The sequence below is a fragment of the Umezawaea endophytica genome, assembly GCF_025061645.1.
GTDB classification, from domain to species: domain Bacteria; phylum Actinomycetota; class Actinomycetes; order Mycobacteriales; family Pseudonocardiaceae; genus Umezawaea; species Umezawaea endophytica.
The window spans coordinates 208,506-225,365 of record NZ_JANYMP010000004.1 but is presented as its reverse complement, the minus strand read 5'-3'; the positions used below and the strand labels follow the sequence as shown (position 1 = coordinate 225,365).

General features: G+C 71.1%; 15 protein-coding genes. 9 read left to right on the top strand and 6 right to left on the bottom strand.

The window, feature by feature from the left end; genetic code table 11:
* Window positions 1-70: 70 nt before the first annotated feature.
* From NZH93_RS10950 to NZH93_RS49720, 7 genes are all read left to right on the top strand, one after another.
* The gene (locus tag NZH93_RS10950; protein ID WP_259622876.1) at window positions 71-814 is read left to right on the top strand and encodes an SDR family NAD(P)-dependent oxidoreductase; all 744 of its coding nucleotides are present in this window, start codon (window positions 71-73) and stop codon (window positions 812-814) included.
* A 52-nt stretch (window positions 815-866) separates the two neighbouring features.
* Entirely contained in the window at window positions 867-1,973 is a 1,107-nt protein-coding gene (locus NZH93_RS10945) for a threonine synthase (RefSeq protein WP_259622875.1), read from the top strand.
* On the top strand, window positions 1,970-2,590 hold the full coding sequence (locus NZH93_RS10940) for a helix-turn-helix transcriptional regulator (RefSeq protein WP_259622874.1): 621 nt from the start codon (window positions 1,970-1,972) through the stop codon (window positions 2,588-2,590). Before NZH93_RS10945 ends, NZH93_RS10940 begins: the two co-directional genes overlap by 4 nt.
* Window position 2,591: 1 nt before the next feature.
* Window positions 2,592-3,659, top strand: coding sequence for an alanine racemase (locus tag NZH93_RS10935; protein ID WP_259622873.1), 1,068 nt, complete (start codon window positions 2,592-2,594; stop codon window positions 3,657-3,659).
* A 4-nt stretch (window positions 3,660-3,663) separates the two neighbouring features.
* Window positions 3,664-4,572, top strand: a complete 909-nt coding sequence (locus NZH93_RS10930) for an ornithine cyclodeaminase family protein (protein WP_259622872.1) — start codon at window positions 3,664-3,666, stop codon at window positions 4,570-4,572.
* 277 nt (window positions 4,573-4,849) lie between these two features.
* On the top strand, window positions 4,850-6,082 hold the full coding sequence (locus tag NZH93_RS10925; RefSeq protein ID WP_259622871.1) for a metallophosphoesterase family protein: 1,233 nt from the start codon (window positions 4,850-4,852) through the stop codon (window positions 6,080-6,082).
* The gene (locus NZH93_RS49720; protein ID WP_276023174.1) at window positions 6,082-9,735 is read left to right on the top strand and encodes an AAA family ATPase; all 3,654 of its coding nucleotides are present in this window, start codon (window positions 6,082-6,084) and stop codon (window positions 9,733-9,735) included. Before NZH93_RS10925 ends, NZH93_RS49720 begins: the two co-directional genes overlap by 1 nt.
* Before the next feature lie 199 nt (window positions 9,736-9,934).
* Here NZH93_RS49720 and NZH93_RS10910 read toward each other — a convergent pair whose 3' ends face one another.
* The 4 genes from NZH93_RS10910 to NZH93_RS10895 form a co-directional block, all read right to left on the bottom strand.
* The gene (locus NZH93_RS10910) at window positions 9,935-10,711 is read right to left on the bottom strand and encodes a maleylpyruvate isomerase family mycothiol-dependent enzyme (protein ID WP_259622870.1); all 777 of its coding nucleotides are present in this window, start codon (window positions 10,709-10,711) and stop codon (window positions 9,935-9,937) included.
* A gap of 134 nt (window positions 10,712-10,845) precedes the next feature.
* On the bottom strand, window positions 10,846-11,643 hold the full coding sequence (locus NZH93_RS10905; protein ID WP_259622869.1) for a MerR family transcriptional regulator: 798 nt from the start codon (window positions 11,641-11,643) through the stop codon (window positions 10,846-10,848).
* An 8-nt stretch (window positions 11,644-11,651) separates the two neighbouring features.
* Complete coding sequence (locus NZH93_RS10900; protein WP_259622868.1) at window positions 11,652-11,966, bottom strand: nuclear transport factor 2 family protein; 315 nt, start codon at window positions 11,964-11,966, stop codon at window positions 11,652-11,654.
* Between the two features lie 60 nt (window positions 11,967-12,026).
* Window positions 12,027-12,647 carry an alpha/beta hydrolase gene (locus NZH93_RS10895; RefSeq protein ID WP_259622867.1) on the bottom strand — a complete coding sequence of 207 codons (621 nt, stop codon included), beginning with the start codon at window positions 12,645-12,647 and terminating at the stop codon, window positions 12,027-12,029.
* A gap of 106 nt (window positions 12,648-12,753) precedes the next feature.
* Between NZH93_RS10895 and NZH93_RS10890 the strand changes: the two genes are divergently transcribed.
* Window positions 12,754-13,218, top strand: coding sequence for a MarR family winged helix-turn-helix transcriptional regulator (locus NZH93_RS10890; protein WP_259622866.1), 465 nt, complete (start codon window positions 12,754-12,756; stop codon window positions 13,216-13,218).
* On the opposite strand, the gene NZH93_RS10885 is transcribed toward NZH93_RS10890, so the two are convergent.
* Window positions 13,215-14,321, bottom strand: a complete 1,107-nt coding sequence (locus NZH93_RS10885; RefSeq protein ID WP_259622865.1) for a M20/M25/M40 family metallo-hydrolase — start codon at window positions 14,319-14,321, stop codon at window positions 13,215-13,217. The genes NZH93_RS10890 and NZH93_RS10885 overlap by 4 nt on opposite strands.
* A gap of 128 nt (window positions 14,322-14,449) precedes the next feature.
* A complete protein-coding gene (locus NZH93_RS10880; RefSeq protein ID WP_259622864.1) occupies window positions 14,450-15,748 on the bottom strand; it encodes an NAD(P)/FAD-dependent oxidoreductase in 1,299 nt (432 codons plus the stop codon).
* 132 nt (window positions 15,749-15,880) lie between these two features.
* Here NZH93_RS10880 and NZH93_RS10875 point away from each other — a divergent pair, with 132 nt between their 5' ends.
* Entirely contained in the window at window positions 15,881-16,822 is a 942-nt protein-coding gene (locus NZH93_RS10875) for an alpha/beta hydrolase (RefSeq protein WP_259622863.1), read from the top strand.
* Window positions 16,823-16,860: the final 38 nt, after the last annotated feature.

Genomic DNA, 16,860 nt, shown 5'->3' with positions numbered 1-16,860 from the left:
CAGGCGGTGAACGCGGTCGCGGAAAGCGACGACCCTCGTGGTGCAAGCGAGAACCACGAAGGGAAGCACCATGAAGATCGCCATCGTCACCGGGGGCAACAGGGGCCTCGGCCGCAACGCCGCGCTCGCCCTCGCCCGCAGGGGTGTCGACTCGATCATCACCTACCGCTCGAACGCCGAGGAGGCGGACGAGGTCGTCGCCGGGATCGGCGCGCTGGGCCGCACGGCCGTCGCGCTGCGCCTGGACGTCGCCAAGCCCGCGGGCTTCGCCGACGAGGTCCGGCGGGCGCTGAAGGAGACGTGGGACCGCGACTCGTTCGACCACCTGGTCAACAACGCGGGCATCGCCCACCACCTGTCGTTCGCCGACACCACCGAGGAGGCGTTCGACGAGCTGCTGAACGTCCAGTTCAAGGGCGTCTTCTTCCTCACCCAGAACCTCCTCCCGCTCCTGGCCGACGGCGGGAGCATCCTGAACGTCTCCACCGGCCTCTCCCGGTTCACCTCGCCGGGCTTCGCCGCGTACGCGTCGATGAAGGGCGCGGTCGAGGTGCTGACCCGCTACCTGGCCCAGGAACTCGGCCCGCGCGGCATCACCGTCAACACCATCGCGCCGGGGCCGATCGAGACCGACTTCGCGGGCGGGGTGGTGCGCGACAACGCCGACTTCAACGCGCTCCTGGCGTCCCAGGCCGCGCTGGGCCGCGTGGGCCTGCCCGACGACATCGGCGGTGTCGTGGCGTCGCTGCTGTCGGACGACAACCGCTGGGTCACCGGCCAGCGGCTGGAGGTCTCGGGAGGCATCCACCTGTAACTTCTAGACCCTTCGTCTACACTTGGACCAAACGTCCAGACGAAGGGTGGTCATGTACCTCGACGCGCGGTCCGGCAGGACCTACCCGATCGACGCCCGACGCTGGCGCGGGGACGACGGGGCACCGTTGACGGTGGCCCCGTCGCCCGGCATCGGCCCGGACGACGTCGACACGCGGGAACGCTCGCTCTGGCGGTACCGCGCCGCGCTCCCCGGTGGCGTCGAACGGCCCGTCTCGCTGGGCGAGGGCTGCACCCCGCTGCTCGACCGCACCTGGGGCACGACGCCGGTCCGCTTCAAGCTGGAGTGGTTCAACCCCACCGGCAGCTTCAAGGACCGCGGCACCAGCGTGATGATCTCCCTGCTCGCGGGGGCGGGCGTGGACAGCGTCATCGAGGACAGCTCCGGCAACGGCGGCTCGTCGGTCGCCGCCTACTGCGCCGCCGCGGGCATCAAGGCCAGGATCCTCGCCCCGGAGGGCACGTCACCGGCCAAGGTCCTCCAGAGCCGCGCCTACGGCGCCGAGGTCACCCTGGTGCCCGGCGACCGGGAGGCCACCGCCGCGCGAGCGCTCCACGACTCCGCCGACACCTGCTACGCGAGCCACAACTGGCACCCGTTCTTCCTCCAGGGCACCAAGACCCTCGCCTACGAACTCTGGGAGGACCTGGGCTTCACCGCCCCGGACAACGTCGTCACCGTGGCGGGCGCGGGCAGCACCGTCCTCGGCTGCGACCTCGGCTTCGGCGAACTGCTGGCGGCGGGCCGGATCACCCGCCTCCCCAGGCTCCTCGTCGCCCAGCCGCGCAACTGCGCCCCCATCGCCGCCCACTTCCACGGCACCACGGCCGACCTGGCGTTCGCCCCCACGATCGCCGAGGGCACCGCGATCCGCGAGCCCGTCCGCCTGCCCGAGGTGCTGGCCGCCATCCGCCGCTCGAACGGCGACGTCGCCACCATCCCCGAGGACGGCATCGCCGCGGCCGTCCGGGACCTGGCGGCCATCGGCCTCTACGCGGAACCCACCAGCGCGACCGCGGCGGCGGCCATCGAGGTCTTCCGGGCCCGAGGGGCCATCCGTCCCGGCGACACCACGGTCGTCGTCCTGACCGGCTCCGGTCTCAAGGCCCCGACCACGATGGCGGGGGTGTTCGCGTGACCGAGGACGAGCTGCTGCTGCGCGAGGCGGAGACCATCGCCACCGCCATCGGCAGGATGTTCCCCGGCCTCTGCGAGGTCGTGCTGCACGACCTCCGCGACCCGGAGCACACGGTCCGCGTCATCGAGAACAACCTCTCCGGCCGCGAGGTCGGCGACCCCGCCACGGAGATCGGCGTCGCCCGCATCCAGGACCCGGACTACCCGAACGTCATCCAGAACTACCCCAACACCTTCCCGGACGGCAGACCCGCGAAGAGCACGTCCATCGGCATCAAGAACAGCGAGGGCACCTACGTCGCCGCCCTCTGCCTGAACCTGGACGTCTCCCTCTTCGCCACCGTGGCCCGCAGCCTGCACAACCTCGTCAGCACAGACGAGCAGCAGCAGCCGCTGACGGAAACCCTGCGCGCCCGCACCGTGGACGAACTCCGCACGCTCGTCGAGGAGTTCGCCGCGGCCCGAGGCCAAACCCCCCGCGGGCTCACCGCGAAGGACCGGAAGGAACTGCTCCGCGACCTCAAGGAGAAGGGCTACCTGGACGTGAAGCACTCCGTCCCGGTGCTCACCGAGATCCTCGGCGTTTCCCGCGCCACCGTCTACAACTACGTGAGCTGAGATGACGACGCCGCACCTCCTGGTGGACCCGACCAAGGTCGAGGCCAACACCACCCGCCTCCACGACCACCTCACCGCGCTGGGCTCGACCCTGCGCCTCCACGTGAAGACCGCGAAGTCGGTCGACGTGGCGAAGATCGTCTTCCGGGGCGGAACGGGCCCCATCACCGTCTCCACCCTGCACGAGGCCGAGGAGTTCGCGGCCCACGGCTTCACCGACGTCGTCTACGCCGTGGGCATCGCCCCGGACAAGCTCGACCGCGTGCGGGCCTTGCGGGCCAAGGGCGTGGACCTGGTCGTCCTGCTGGACAACGTCGACCAGGCCCGCGCCGCCGCCTCGGCGGGCGTTCCCGCCCTGATCGAGGTCGACTGCGACGGCCACCGCGGCGGAGTGCTCGCCGACGACCCCGCCCTCCTGGCCATCGCCGGCGCGCTGGGCGACGGGGTGCGCGGCGTGCTCACCCACGCGGGCGAGTCGTACTACTGCCGCACCGAGGAAGCCTTGGTCGAGGCCGCCGAGCACGAGCGCGCCACGGCCGTTCGGGCGGCGGAAACCCTGCGCGCGGCGGGCTTCCCCGCCCCGGTCGTCAGCATCGGCTCCACCCCGACGGCCCACTTCGCCAGGGACCTGACCGGCGTCACCGAGGTGCGCGCGGGCAACTACGTCTTCTTCGACCTCGTCATGGCCGGGATCGGCGTCTGCACCCTGGACGACCTCGCGCTGTCGGTCGTGACGACGGTCATCGGCCATCGCGAGGACAAGGGCTGGATCCTCACCGACGCGGGCTGGATGGCCACCTCGCGCGACCGGGGCACCGCGGACCAGCCGGTGGACCAGGGCTACGGTCTCGTCTGCGACCGCGACGGCCACCTCATCCCCGGCCTGCTCATGACCGGGGCCAGCCAGGAACACGGGGTCCTGTCCATGCGCCAAGGCCCGCTCCCCCACCTCCCGGTGGGCACGAAGCTCCGCGTCTTGCCCAACCACGCCTGCGCCACGGCGGCCCAGCACGACCGCTACCACCTCACCACCGGCGACACCGCGTGGCCACGACTGAACGGCTGGTAACCCCATGCGCTTCCTGTCCGAAGAGGACTCAGCGGCCCTCGTCACCGAAGAACTGGCCTACGGCGCCGTCCGCGAGGCGCTGATCGCCGCGGTGGCGCCCACCAGCACCACCTTCCCGGCCCTCCCCGCCCACGGCTCGGACCCGCGCAACAGGTTCACCCTGAAGTCCGCGGCGTCGGCGAACCTCGCGGGCGTGAAGATCGGCAGCTACTGGCCGGACAACACCACCGGCCCGAGGCACAACTCCACCATCATCCTGCTGGACCAGGACACCGGCCGGGTCGCGGCGGTCGTGGAGGCGGCGAAGGTCAACGCCTACCGCACGGCGGCGGCGGACGCCGTGGCGGCGAACACCCTCGCCAACCCCAACGCCACCACCCTGACCATCTTCGGCACCGGTCACCAGGCGTTCTACGAGTGCCAGGCGCTGGCCAAGATCCGCGCCCTCGACAAGATCAACGTGGTCGCCCGGACCGAGGCGAACGGCCACGCCTTCGTGGCCGAACTGAGGAACGCCAACCTCCCCGCCACCCTCACCGAGGCGGAACAGGCCGTCACCGAAGCGGACATCATCGTCACCGCCACCACGGCCAGGTCCCCGCTCTTCGAAGCGGACTGGGTGCGCCCCGGCACCCACGTCGCCTCCATGGGCTCGGACGCGAAGGGCAAGCAGGAACTCCCCCCTGACCTGCTGATCACCGCCTCGCTGTACTGCGACCTCCCGCCCCAGTCGACGACCATCGGCGAACTCCAGCACGCCCCGAAGCACCGCGACATCACCGCGATCGGCCACGTGCTCACCGGTGCGGCGGAAGGGCGGACGGCACCGGACCAGACCACGGTCTTCGACAGCTCCGGCATCGCGCTGCAAGACCTCTACATCGCCACCGCCCTGCTGGGGCTGATCGGCTGACCGGCCCCCTCCGGTCGTGCCGTGCCACGACCGGAGGGGCGCGGGCCGAGCCGCCGAACGGGTGAATCACAGTCGTGCGACTCCCCGATCCGCGCAGCGAGCGGCGGATCTCCGCACAACGGCGACCCGGCCGTCGACCACCGCCGTGTAGCAAGACGGCAGGCGCGCACGATGTGTCGACCATGATCCCTTTCCATGATCGATTGACTTCGGCGCCGGGTTCGCCCGCCGCCGATCACCTGGACGGATCCGGCGCGGGCGCGGAACGGTGACGGCGGTGCGGATCGTGCACGCCGCCGACATCCACCTCGACAGCCCGATGCGCGGTCTCAGCAGGTTCGCCGGGGACGACCTGGCGCGCAGGCTGCGCCGGTCGTCGCGGGACGCCCTGGAGAACCTGGTGCGGCTGGTCGTCGACGAGCGGGCGCAGGCCCTCGTCCTCGCCGGGGACATCTACGACGGCGACTGGCCGGACTACGCGACCGGGAAGTTCTTCGCGGATCAGATGGACTTCCTGCACCAGCACGGGATCCGGGTGTTCATGGTCGCGGGCAACCACGACGCGGAGAGCGTCGTCACGAAAGCGGTGCGCCTGCCGAAGAACGTCGACGTGCTGAGCACCGACCAGGTCGAGACGGTGATCGACGGGAGCCTGGGACTGGCCGTCCACGGCCAGGGTTACGCCGTGAGGGCGGTCCGGGAGAACCTCGCACTGTCCTATCCGGACCGCACGCCCGGCCTGGTGAACATCGGCGTGCTGCACACGGCCGTCACCGGGGCCGAAGGGCACGAGCCCTACGCGCCGTGCACGCCGTCCGATCTGGAGAAGGCCCGGTACGAGTACTTCGCCCTCGGGCACGTGCACAAGCACCGCGTGGTGAACGGCGGCCAGTGGGTGGCCGCGTTCTCCGGCAACCTGCAAGGCAGGCACGTCAAGGAGACCGGGCCGAAGGGCGCGCTGGTGGTGGACCTGGAGGTCGACGCCCCCGCGAGCGTGCGGTTCGTCCCGCTCGACGTGGCGCGCTGGGCCGACATCCGGGTCGATGCCTCGGACAGGCGAACGTTCGACGACGTGCTCGACTCGGTCGAGGAGCACCTCGGCGACGCGCGGGCGGGCATCGGCGAACGCCCGCTGGTCGCGAGGGTCACCGTGGAGGGCACGACGGCCGCGGCCGGGGCGCTGAGCGACCGGGACCGGTTGTCCGCGGAGGTCAGCGGACTTGCGGAGCGCAGGGGCGTGACGCTGGAGAAGGCCGTCTCCCGTGCCGTGTTCCCGCGAGCGGCGGGTCGGGTCGACGAGCAGCTCATCGAGGCGATCAAGCGCAGGGGCGGGGAGCTGGCCGTCGACGTGGACGCCCTGCTCGACCTGGTCAAGCCGCTCGACCGGGAGTTCGGCCGGGTGCTGCGCGCGAAGGACTCCCTCGACCTGCGCGACGAGGACTTCCTCCGCGGGCTCACCGAGTCGGCGATCAACGGCCTCGTGGCCAAGCTGTCGTCCGGGGAGGCGTGATGCGGGTCCGTTCACTCGTGCTGGAGCGGTACGGCGCGTTCGAGGGCCGGTCGATCGACCTCGGCACCGGGCTCAGCCTGGTGCTCGGGTCGAACGAGGCGGGCAAGTCCACGATGCTCGACGCGTTGGCGGACCTCCTGTGGTCGATCCCGCCCAACTCGCGCCGGGCGTTCCTGTTCAGCAGGGAAGCCTTGGCCGTTCGTGCCGTGCTGGAGCTGCCCGGTCGGGAGCCGTTCGAGGTCGAGCGGGTCGCACGGGGCTTGACGGCGGTGGCGACGGGGGCCGCGGAGTCCGCCGTCTGGCAGGGCGAGGACGACGACTGGACCAGGTGGCTCACCTCGTTCGGCCTCTCCCACGACAAGCTCAGGCAGGGTGGGCGCGACCTGTGCGAGGCGAAGGGGGACCTCGCGGGCCTGATCTTCGAGGCCCGGAGCGGGCAGTCCGTCCACCAGGTGCTGGCGGAGCTGTCCGAGCGCGCGAACACCCTGTACAAGGCGCACGGGAACGCCAAGACGGTGAAGACGCGCCTGGCGATGGCCGAGTACCGGCGAGCGTCCGAGCAGGCCGAGCGCGAGATGGCGCTCGCGGTGGACGTCACGAACGTGCGGGCCGGGCTGGCGAAGGCCGAGGACGAGGTCAGGACGGCCAGGGAGCAGGCCGAACGGGCGGCCGCGGCCCACGACGTCCAGGCCGCCAAGGTGAGGGTCCTCGACGACGTCCGCGAGTTGGACGTCCTGCGGAAGCGCGTCGCGGCTCTCGAAGCCGAAGGCCCCTGTCTGACCGAGGACGACCTCGCCACCTGGTCTCGCGCCAACGACCGGCTGGCGCGGGCCGAGGAGCGGATCACCGACCTCACCCGTGAAGCCGACGACGTGGCCCGGTCGTTGGCGGAGGTGGTCGTGGACCACGAGATCCTCGACGACCAGCAGGTGATCGCGCACCTGGAACGGCAGCACAGCGCCCGGCTCCAGGACGCGGAGAACATCGCCTCGAACGAGGAGGACGCCGAGCGGATCGACGCGAAGGCGCGCACGCTGCTGGGCGAGTTGGTGGGGTCGACGGACGCGCGTTCGGTCGACGTCCTGCTCGACGCGCTCTGGGTCGGTGAGGACCGCGCCGTCGAACTGGACGCGGCGGCGGTCGCGCTGGCGCAGGCCGAAGCGCTGGTCACCACGCGCCAGGCGGAACTGGAATCGACGCTGGACCACGCGTCGGCGGGCGACGGTCCGCCGGAGCCGGAAGAGCGGACCGTGGCGGCGGTGCGCGAGGTGGTCGACGGCGTGCACGCGGACGGCTCCGCGGTCCTGGCCTTCCGACAGGCCGTGGACGCGGAGGCCGCGGCGACCCGACGACGTGCCGACCTGCTGGTCGAGGCCGGTCTGCCGGTGGGCACCCGGTTGGGCGGCATCGCCTCGGCGGAGTCGGTGAAGGCGAACCGGGACGACCTCGTCGACCGGGGTGCCACGCTCACGACGGCCCGCGCGCACCTCGACTCCGTCGAGAAGCGGATGACCGGGATCCGGGAGCGGCTGGCCGAGTTCGACGCCCGCGAGGTCTCCGACCCCAGGGCGGTCACGACGGCCCGCGACGAGCGGGACGCGGCGATCGACGAGGTGGTCCGGGCCTGGCTCGCGGGCACGCCGTCCTCCGACGTCCCCGACCTGCCCGTCAGGGTGGAGCGCGTGGTGCGCGAAGCCGACCGCGTGGCAGACCTGGTGGCGGAACACCGGATGGCGGCCGCCGAACGCGACCACCTGGCCGTTCAGCTCGCGGAAGCGCAGGCGGACGCCACGGCCGCGGCGGCGGACGTGGAGATCGCCGAGTCCGCTCTGGCGGACGCGCGGCGGACTTGGCAGGACCTCTGGACGTCCGCCGGGGTCGCCGTTCCCGCTCCCGACGACGGGGTCCGGTTGCGCGAGCTGCTCGCGGCGGTGCTGGCGGCCGAGAGCGACGCCGAGGTCGCCCGCCACACCTCGGACGGGCTGCGGGAGGAGGTCGAGGGCAAGCGCGCCTACCTGGCCGAAATCCTGCGCCGCGCCGGACGGTCGCGCGACGACGCGGACCTGAGCAGCCTCTTGGAGGCGGCGAGAACCCTCCTCGCCGAGGACGACAGCGCCCGCGAGGCCCGCGCCGTGGCAGCGAAGATGCGGAACCTCACGTCAGCCGCCGAACAACGGCTCGCCGCCGCGCACACGGGTCTGGACTCGGCGGCGTCGGCCTGGCGTCGGGTCGCGGCGGACGCGGGGCTGGGCGCTCTCGGACCCGAGGGGTGGAAACGACGACGCGAAGTCCTCGACCAGGCCCGCGCCGCCCACACCGACGCGGAAGACCTCCGGCAGCGGGCCGTGCGCCTGGGCCGGCGCTACCAGGAGTTCCTCGACGCGCTCTCCACCGTCGCCGGACGGCACGGGATCGACGACACGGGGTCCGCCGTGGAAGTGCTGTGCGCACGCCGCACCGCCGCGAGCACGGCCAAGACCACGGCGGACGGTTTGGCGGAGCAGCACGACTCGCTCCAGCGCAAAGCGACCGACGAAGCGGCGGAACGGCTGTTGGCGATCGACGAGTTGGACGTGCTCCGAACGAGGACCGGAACGACTGACCTGCACCGGGCCGCGGAGCGCGGAACCGAACTGGCCGACCTCGTCCGGCAGATCGACCGGCACACCGGACTCGTGACGGCCGCACTGCCGAACGCCGACCTCGCCGCGCTCGTGGACGAACTCGCCGACGCCGACGCCGACGTCCTGAGCCTCGACGTCGACATGGCCGGGGAACTCCGCGAGAAGACCCGAGGAGAGCACGAGGCCGCCGTGGTGGCGCTCGGCGAACTCCGACAGCGCGACCAGGAACTCGTCGGACGTTCCGGCGCGGCCGAGTTGCACGCCGAAGCGCAGGAACGACTGGCGGAACTGGCGAACGAGGTGGAGGACTACCTCGTCGCCCTGATCCAGCAGACCGTGCTGCGCGACGAGTTGGACGCCTACGAGCGCAAACACGCCTCGCCGCTGCTGGACCGGGCCGGTCGTGTCCTGGAGGAGCTGACCGACGGCCACTACGTCGCCCTGCGCACGAACAACCACGGGTCGGGGAGGTCGTTGAGCGTCATCGGCCTGGACGAACAGGCCTACCGACCCGACCAGCTCTCCGAGGGAACAGCCGACCAGGCGTTCCTCGCCCTCCGCCTGGCGGGCATCGAATCGCTCCAGGAGGAGCGGGTGGCACGCGGACTGCCCACCCTGCCGGTCGTCTTCGACGACGTCCTGATGACCTTCGACGACAAGCGGGCGGAAGCCGCGCTGAAGGTGATGGCACGACTGGCCCGGCACTGGCAGATCATCGTGCTGAGCCACCACGACCACATCCGACAGGTCGCCGAACGCCTAGGCGTGGACAACCTCACGGTGTCAACGCTCTCACCCCCCACCCGCCCACGATCGTTGCGCAGCCCAAACGAAATCCGCGACGCCGTCCGCGAGAGCAGCGTCCTCGACAACCGACCACCCACCCACTCCGCTCACTCCGCGCGGGCCACGAGGACCTCGGACCCGACGGAGATCAGGGCGTGGGCGAGGGAGAACGGGATGCAGGTCGCCGACCGCGGCCGAATCCCAGGCGACGTCACCGACGCCTACGAGGCAGCACACCGGTAACGCCACCCACCGCCATCCCCGGCCTGTCCGGGGGTGAACGCTTTGCGTTGCGCCACAAGAGGTTGCCGCACCCGCCCGGCGGCGGCTCCCTCACTCCGGCAGGGATCGAGCACGCGTTCCAGTGGAAAGCGCTTGCCAAGCAGCGGAGCCGATCACCGACGACCGGCTGAACGCGGGCTCGGTCAGCGGTCGAAAGCGGTCAGCCGAACGCCACCGTCCTCACCCAGTGCTCCAGGAACGCCGAGTCGCCAAGCACCTCCGTCCGCTGCCCTGGTGGACGACGGCCATAGACGACCAGCAACAACTCCACCAGCGGCCCACGCACGGCCACGGCGGACTTCTCGTGCGCGCGACGCCAGGTGATGACGCCGCCCGTCAGATCGACCACCCACTCCGCGTCGGGAACGTCCGTCGCGTGCAGGTGAACGGTCCGACCCTCGCCCAGCAACTCGCGCCACGCCGGGTGGAAGTCGAACATCTCCGGCAGCGCACCGAGAGCCATCCACTCGTCCATGGAGTCAACCGCGACCTCCCGGTCGAGTTCGTACTCCACGCCCAGGGCGAGTTCGGCGTCCGCTCGGTGCACCACGGTCTCATGAGCGAATCGTCGCGCCCAAAAGGCCGTGGTCGTCCCGGCCCGCTCCAGCGGTGTCCACAGTTCCAGCGAGGACCCAGCCTCACGCAGGACCTCGGCCGTCAGCGCCGCTCCCTCGACCAGCCACGGTCCGACCACCGCCGGGTCCTCCGCCGTGTACGGCGACAGGTCACGGAAGTGGTCGTCCGGCGGCGGTGACGAGGCACGAGTACTCACCACCTCCGCACACCACCGCTGACCACCACCGAGATGGCGCACCAGTTGGCCTACGTTCCAACCGGGGCACGACGGCACTGGTGCAGTCAGGTCAGCGCCCACCAGTGACGCCCGCAGCAGGTCCGACTGCTTGACGATCTCCGCACAGTGCCGCTCGAAATCCATGCCCACACCGTAGAGCGAGGCACCGACAAACAACTCCTGGTGCTGCTTCGTGGCTGGTTGAGCACGCTGGACGGCGTCCTCTCCTGACCTGGCGGCCGTGAATGCGGTGGAGCAACCAGAACGCTGAATTCAGTTCACACTGAAGCCACAGAGGTAACAGGCCAGCAGATTTCCACACCTCCTTCCACGTAGTACTCGCGCACCGGACCGGCCGCGCCGATGCCTCTCTCGGCGACGAACGTCCCCAGTTGCCCGTACGTCTGGTCCTCGGCGGGCCCGGAGTGCACCGCCACGGCCAGTGAAGCGGCGGGCACGGTGACCATGTGCACCCGGCCGACCGGCGGGACCACCACGTCGACGGGGACGAAGACGGACGCCTCCCCCTCCTCCTCGCTGAACAGCTCGATCGAATAGAGCCCACCGACCACTCCGGACGGTGTGACGCCCGCTCCGGACAGGACGGTCGAGATCTCCGAAACGGCGCCCTTCCACCACTCCACGACCGAGTCGATCCCCACGACGGCGGTCACGGCGGCCGCTGCCACGGCGGGTTCCGAGCGGAATCCGATGGGTGGATCGGCGGACGAGTCGGACGACCGCGAGCCCAACAGCACGCGCAGGGACGCAATCGCCTCGCGAGTGCGTTCAGCCTGCTCCTCCAAGCGCCGCAGGTGCGCTTCGATCACCTCGTTCCGCACGGACTCGGACGGCGCCTCCAGGACCGCTTTCACCTCGGCGACGGGCATGTCCAGTTCACGGAACCGCCGGATGAGGTGCGCGGACCGCACCTGTGACGTGTCGTAGAACCGGTACCCCGTCTCGGGGTCGATCTTCGCGGGCTCCAACACCCCTACGTCGTGGTAGTGCCGCAACGCCTTCCGGCTGAGCCGAGTCATCGTGGCGAACTCCCCGATGGACAGCAGTACAGCCACAACTCCCCCTACCCGATCACCAACGACGAGATCAGCTCGCCGTCCACGGTGAAGTCAAACGCCAGATCGGCGACCCCGCCAGGAAAATCACCCTCCAGGTGGGCTCTCACCCGGTACCGGTCCTCCCCGGTGACGGCCGTGTCGGTGATCGTGGTCGTGTAGGTCCACTGGCTGGCGGCCTTCTCGCGCCACGACACGATCTCCTCGCGCCCGACGTAGGTCGCCCCCTCGTCGAACACGGTGCCGTCCGGCGTGAAGCACTCCGCCAGAGCGGCGGGGTCGGTGGTTTCCAGGTAACGGGTGACCACGGCAGGGATGCTCATCTCAGGTCCTCTCGGTGCGGATCGACTCCACCGAGCTTGGGCCTTCCCCTTACGGGAAGGTCAAGGAGTCCTCGACGACAGCCACTCGCCCAGGTGAACGACGGCCTCGGCGGCCAGCTCGTGCCCGACCGGATCCCGCCGCGACACCACCGAAGCCCCGGACTCCCCGTGCAGGTACTTCCACGTCCGATCCTGGAGTTCGGCGGGGATCACCTGGTCCATCGCCCCCTGCGCGACGAACACCGACGCGCCCTCCAACTGGCCGGGGGCGACCGGGACGCCCGCGTCGAACGGCAGCGTCCCGCACAGCACGGCCGTCCCGGCGTACCGCGACGGCGAGTCCAGCAGCAACCCGCCCGCGAACGCCGCACCCCCGCTGAACCCGATCAGCACCACCGGCCGCCCGTCCGGCGCCACCACGTCCAACCAGGACCGGAACCACCCCATCGTCGCGGCCAGCGAGGACGCGACCGGTCGACCGATCCCCTTGTTCTCGAACCACGCGTACCCACCGCCGAGGTCCACGGGACCGCGCACGGCCACGTAGGCGGGCCCGGACGGGAGGTGGTCCACCAGGCCGATGACCTCCGCCTCGTGCGACCCGCGCCCGTGCAGCAGCACCACGACGGGCGCCAGAGGATCACCGGACCCGCGCCACCCGACCACCGGTTCACCGAACATGACCACCCAATCAGTTGACTAGTCAGATGTTTACCATAAGAAGCACAATGGCGGACAAAGACAATAGCAAGCTATAAAATAGCGTCACATGTGCTTTACTGGACCCATGCCCGAGACAGCCGACCTCACCGACGACGAAGTCGACGAGTTCACCAAGGCGTGCAACAGGCTCTACGCCCTGATGCACCGCAACCGCAGCAGTCTCGCCGCCACCTCGACCGGCCCGGACCAGTTGTCGGAATCGCAACTGGTCCTCCTCACCCCGCTCACCGAGCAGGGCGCGATGGCCGTCGGCAGGCTCGCCACCCGAGCGGGAGTGGCGCAGCCCACCGCGACCCGAGCCCTCAAGCAACTGGAGGACAAGGGCTTCGTGGCGCGCAAGCGGGTGAGCGGCGACGATCGCACCGTCCTCGTCACCCTGACCCCGCGCGGCGAGACCGCCTGGCACGTCGCCGACAACCGCATGCGGGCCTTCCAACGGGAAGCGCTGGACCAGATCCCGCCCGAGCGCCGCACCTCGGTGGTCGACGCGCTGACGGAACTGGCCCGCGCGATCGACCGCACCGGCTAGGCCTCCAGCAGCTCAGCGACCAGTTCGGCCAGCAGCGCCGTCCGCGCGGGGAGTTCCGCCACCAGCACGTGCTCGTGGTCCGCGTGGGCGCCGCCGCCGACCGCGCCGAGCCCGTCGAGGGTCGGGACGCCGATGCCCGCGGTGAAGTTGCCGTCCGACCCGCCGCCCACGGCGACTCGGGTCAACGGCGGGTGCCCGATCCGGGCGGCGACCGCGGCGGCCCGGTCGAACAGGGCTGAGGACGCCTCCGCCATCAGCGGGGGCCGGTTCGGCTTGCCCAGCACCTCCAGCCGCGCACCGGGCAAAGCCGGCCGCAGGGCGTGGATCGCGGCGTCCACCCTGAGCTGCTCGTGGGCGAACCGGGCGCGCACGTCGACGGAGAACTCCCCCGCCGCGGGCACGGTGTTGCCGGTGGTGCCCGACGACATCACCGTCGGCGTGACGGTCGTGCCCAGCTCCGGGTCGACCAGCCCGGTCACCGCGAGCACCTGGTGGGCAAGTTCGACGGTGGCGTTGACCCCGCGCTCCGGCTCCAGCCCGGCGTGCGCGGCCAGCCCGTGCACCCGGACCCGGTACAACGACACGCCCTTGCGCTCGGTCTTGAGCGCTCCCCCGTCGGCCGACGCCTCCATCACCAGCGCGGCGGCGCACCCCGCCGCCTCGGCCTCGATCAGGGCCCGCGAACTCGGCGAGCCGATCTCCTCGTCGCCGGTCACCAGCAGCGTCACCCCGGACGGGTCGGCCAGCTCGGCGACGGCGTGCACCGACATCACCACGCCCGCCTTCATGTCGAAGCACCCCGGCCCGCGCAGCACGCCGTCGACGATCGAGAACGGGTGCGTCAGCAGGGTTCCGAGCGGCCACACCGTGTCGTGGTGGCACAGCAGCAGCACCTTCGACGGGCCGTCACCGAACTTCCACCGCAGGTGGCTCACACCGTCGACGACGATCCGCTCCGGCGCCACGCCGAGCCGCTTCTCACCGATCCGCGCGACGACGTCGGCCGACGCCGCGACCGCCGCGAGATCGGCCGACGGCGACTCGCACGTCACCAGTTCCTCGATGTCGTCCAACAGGTCCGGCAACGCGCGCTCGTGGTCCATGTGGCCCCACGCTAATCGAGCAGGGCCGCGTCCGGTCGACGGATTCGCGATGTCGACCTTGTCCCACGAGCCGCAGGCCCTCGCGCGCGACCGTCCCGAATGGACCGCCCCCACGGGGATGGCGAGTTCTAGCCGGGCTTCGACGTCTCCAGTGGAACGGCGTCGGAGCGGACCAGGCCGAGTTGGACGGACTGGCGGCCGAGTACCGCGTCGAGTGCCCAGTCGACGGCGGTGCGGATGCGGTTGCCGGGCATGGCGACCAGGTGGTAGCCGCGGGTGACGACCTTCGCCGGGAAGCCGGACAGGGGGATGTGGAGGGGGTTCGCGGCCGCGTCGAAGCCGCCCAGGTCGACGACGAAGCCGAGGTCGTGGTGCTTGTAGTCGCGCAGGACGGCGCCGTAGCCGAGTGAGGCGGCGACGTTCTTGCCCGCGAGGGTGCCCTGGCGGGCGGCGTGCTGGGCGGTCATGGCGGTCACCTCGCCCGGACGCGTGAGGTCCGGGACCGCGGCGGCGTCGCCGCAGGCGAAGACCTCGGGGTGGCCGGGGACGGTGAGGTTGGGGTCGACGCAGAGCCTGCCCTTCTCGGTGGGCAGGCCGGTGGCCTCGGCGAGGGGATCGGGGCGGACGCCGACGCACCAGGCGAGGGTGCGCGTGGCGACAAACTCGCCGCTGGTCAGCAGGACGCCTTCGCGGGTCGCCTCCTTCACGGAGGTGCCCATCTCGACCTCGACGCCGCGTTTGCGCAGCACCTTGTCGGCGGCGCGGGACAGCCGCGGGTCGAGTTCGGGCAGCACCTTCGGCGCGACGTCGAGGAGGATCCAGCGCATCCGCTGGTCGCGGAGTTCCTTGTGCCGCTTGATGATCGCCTTGGTGAACAGCGGTCCCTGCGCGGCGACCTCGGTGCCGGTGTACCCGGCTCCCACGACCACGAAGGTGCAGCGCGCGTCGCGTTCCGCCCGGTCGTCGGTGGCGGCGGCCAGCTCGACCTGCCGGATGACGTGGTCGCGCAGGTACAGGGCCTCGGCCACGCCGCGGAAGCCGTGCGCGTGCTCGGCGACTCCGGGGATGGGCAGCAGCTTGTTGGCGCTGCCGGAGGCGAAGACCACCCGGTCGTAGGAGAGGTCGTGCGCTCCGCCCTCGGGATCGGTGTAGCTGACCGTGCGGTCCTCCAGCGAGACACTGGTGACCTCACCGAGTGCCAGCCGAACGCGCGGCAGCGCGGCGGGCAGGGACACGGTGACGCGCCGCGGGTCCACGACGGCCGCGGCGACCTCGGGGAGGAGGGGGAGGTAGAGGAAGTAGTCCGTGCGGTTCACCAGCACGATCTCGACGGGCGCGTCCTTCGGCAGGGCGCGGGAGAGCGAGCGGGCGGCTTGGAATCCGGCGAATCCGCCACCGACGATCACGACACGGGTCGACTCTGCCATGGGTCCACCTTGGTGCACCGGGCCCGTGAGCGCGAGACGTGCGACACATCGTGCACGTTTAACTTGTGCACGAGCTAATTGCTTACTAGCGTTCACCACGTCAGCTTCGAGCAGCGAGTGAAGGAGCCAGCGATGACCGTCGTTCTGGAGCAGGCCGCGCAGGACTTCGCGGACGCCACCGCCAAGCCGCCCTACCTCTTCGACCTTGGCCCGGAGAAGGGCCGCACGACGGTCGACGAGGTGCAGTCCGGCGAGGTCGCCAAGCCCGCCGTCGACGTCGAGGACCTCGTTGTCGCGGGCGGTCCGACCGGTGACGTGCGAGTGCGGATCGTGCGCCCCGAAGGTGTCACGGGAGTGCTGCCGGTGATCCTCTACATCCACGGCGCGGGCTGGGTGTTCGGCAACTCCCACACCCACGACCGGCTGGTCCGCGAACTCGCCGTCGGCGCGGGCGCCGCCGTGGTGTTCCCCGAGTACAGCCTCTCCCCCGAGGCCCGCTACCCGGTCGCCATCGAGGAGAACTACGCCGTCGCCCGCTGGATCGGCACCCACGGCGCGAGCAAGGACCTCGACGGCACCCGCGTCGCCATCGCGGGCGACTCGGTCGGCGGCAACATGACCGCCGCCCTCACGCTGCTCGCCAAGGAGCGCGGCGACGTCGTGTTCACCGGCCAGGTGCTGTTCTACCCGGTGACCGACGCCTCCTTCGACACCGCGTCGTACCGCGAGTTCGCCGAGGGCTACTTCCTGCGCCGCGACGCGATGCAGTGGTTCTGGGACCAGTACACGACCGACCCGGCCCAGCGCGCCGAGATCACCGCGTCCCCGCTGCGCGCCACCACCGAGCAGCTCGAGGGGCTGCCGCGGGCACTGGTCATCACCGGCGAGGCGGACGTGCTGCGCGACGAGGGCGAGGCCTACGCGGCCAAGCTGCGCGAAGCGGGCGTGCCGGTCACCGCCGTCCGCTACCAGGGGATCATCCACGACTTCGTGATGCTGAACGCCCTGAGCCAGACCCACGCCGCCAGGGCTGCCATCGCCCAGGCGATCTCCTTCCTCAAGTCCGCTCTCTGAGCCGACGCCCCACCGCCCGGCCGTCGGCCGGGCGGTTT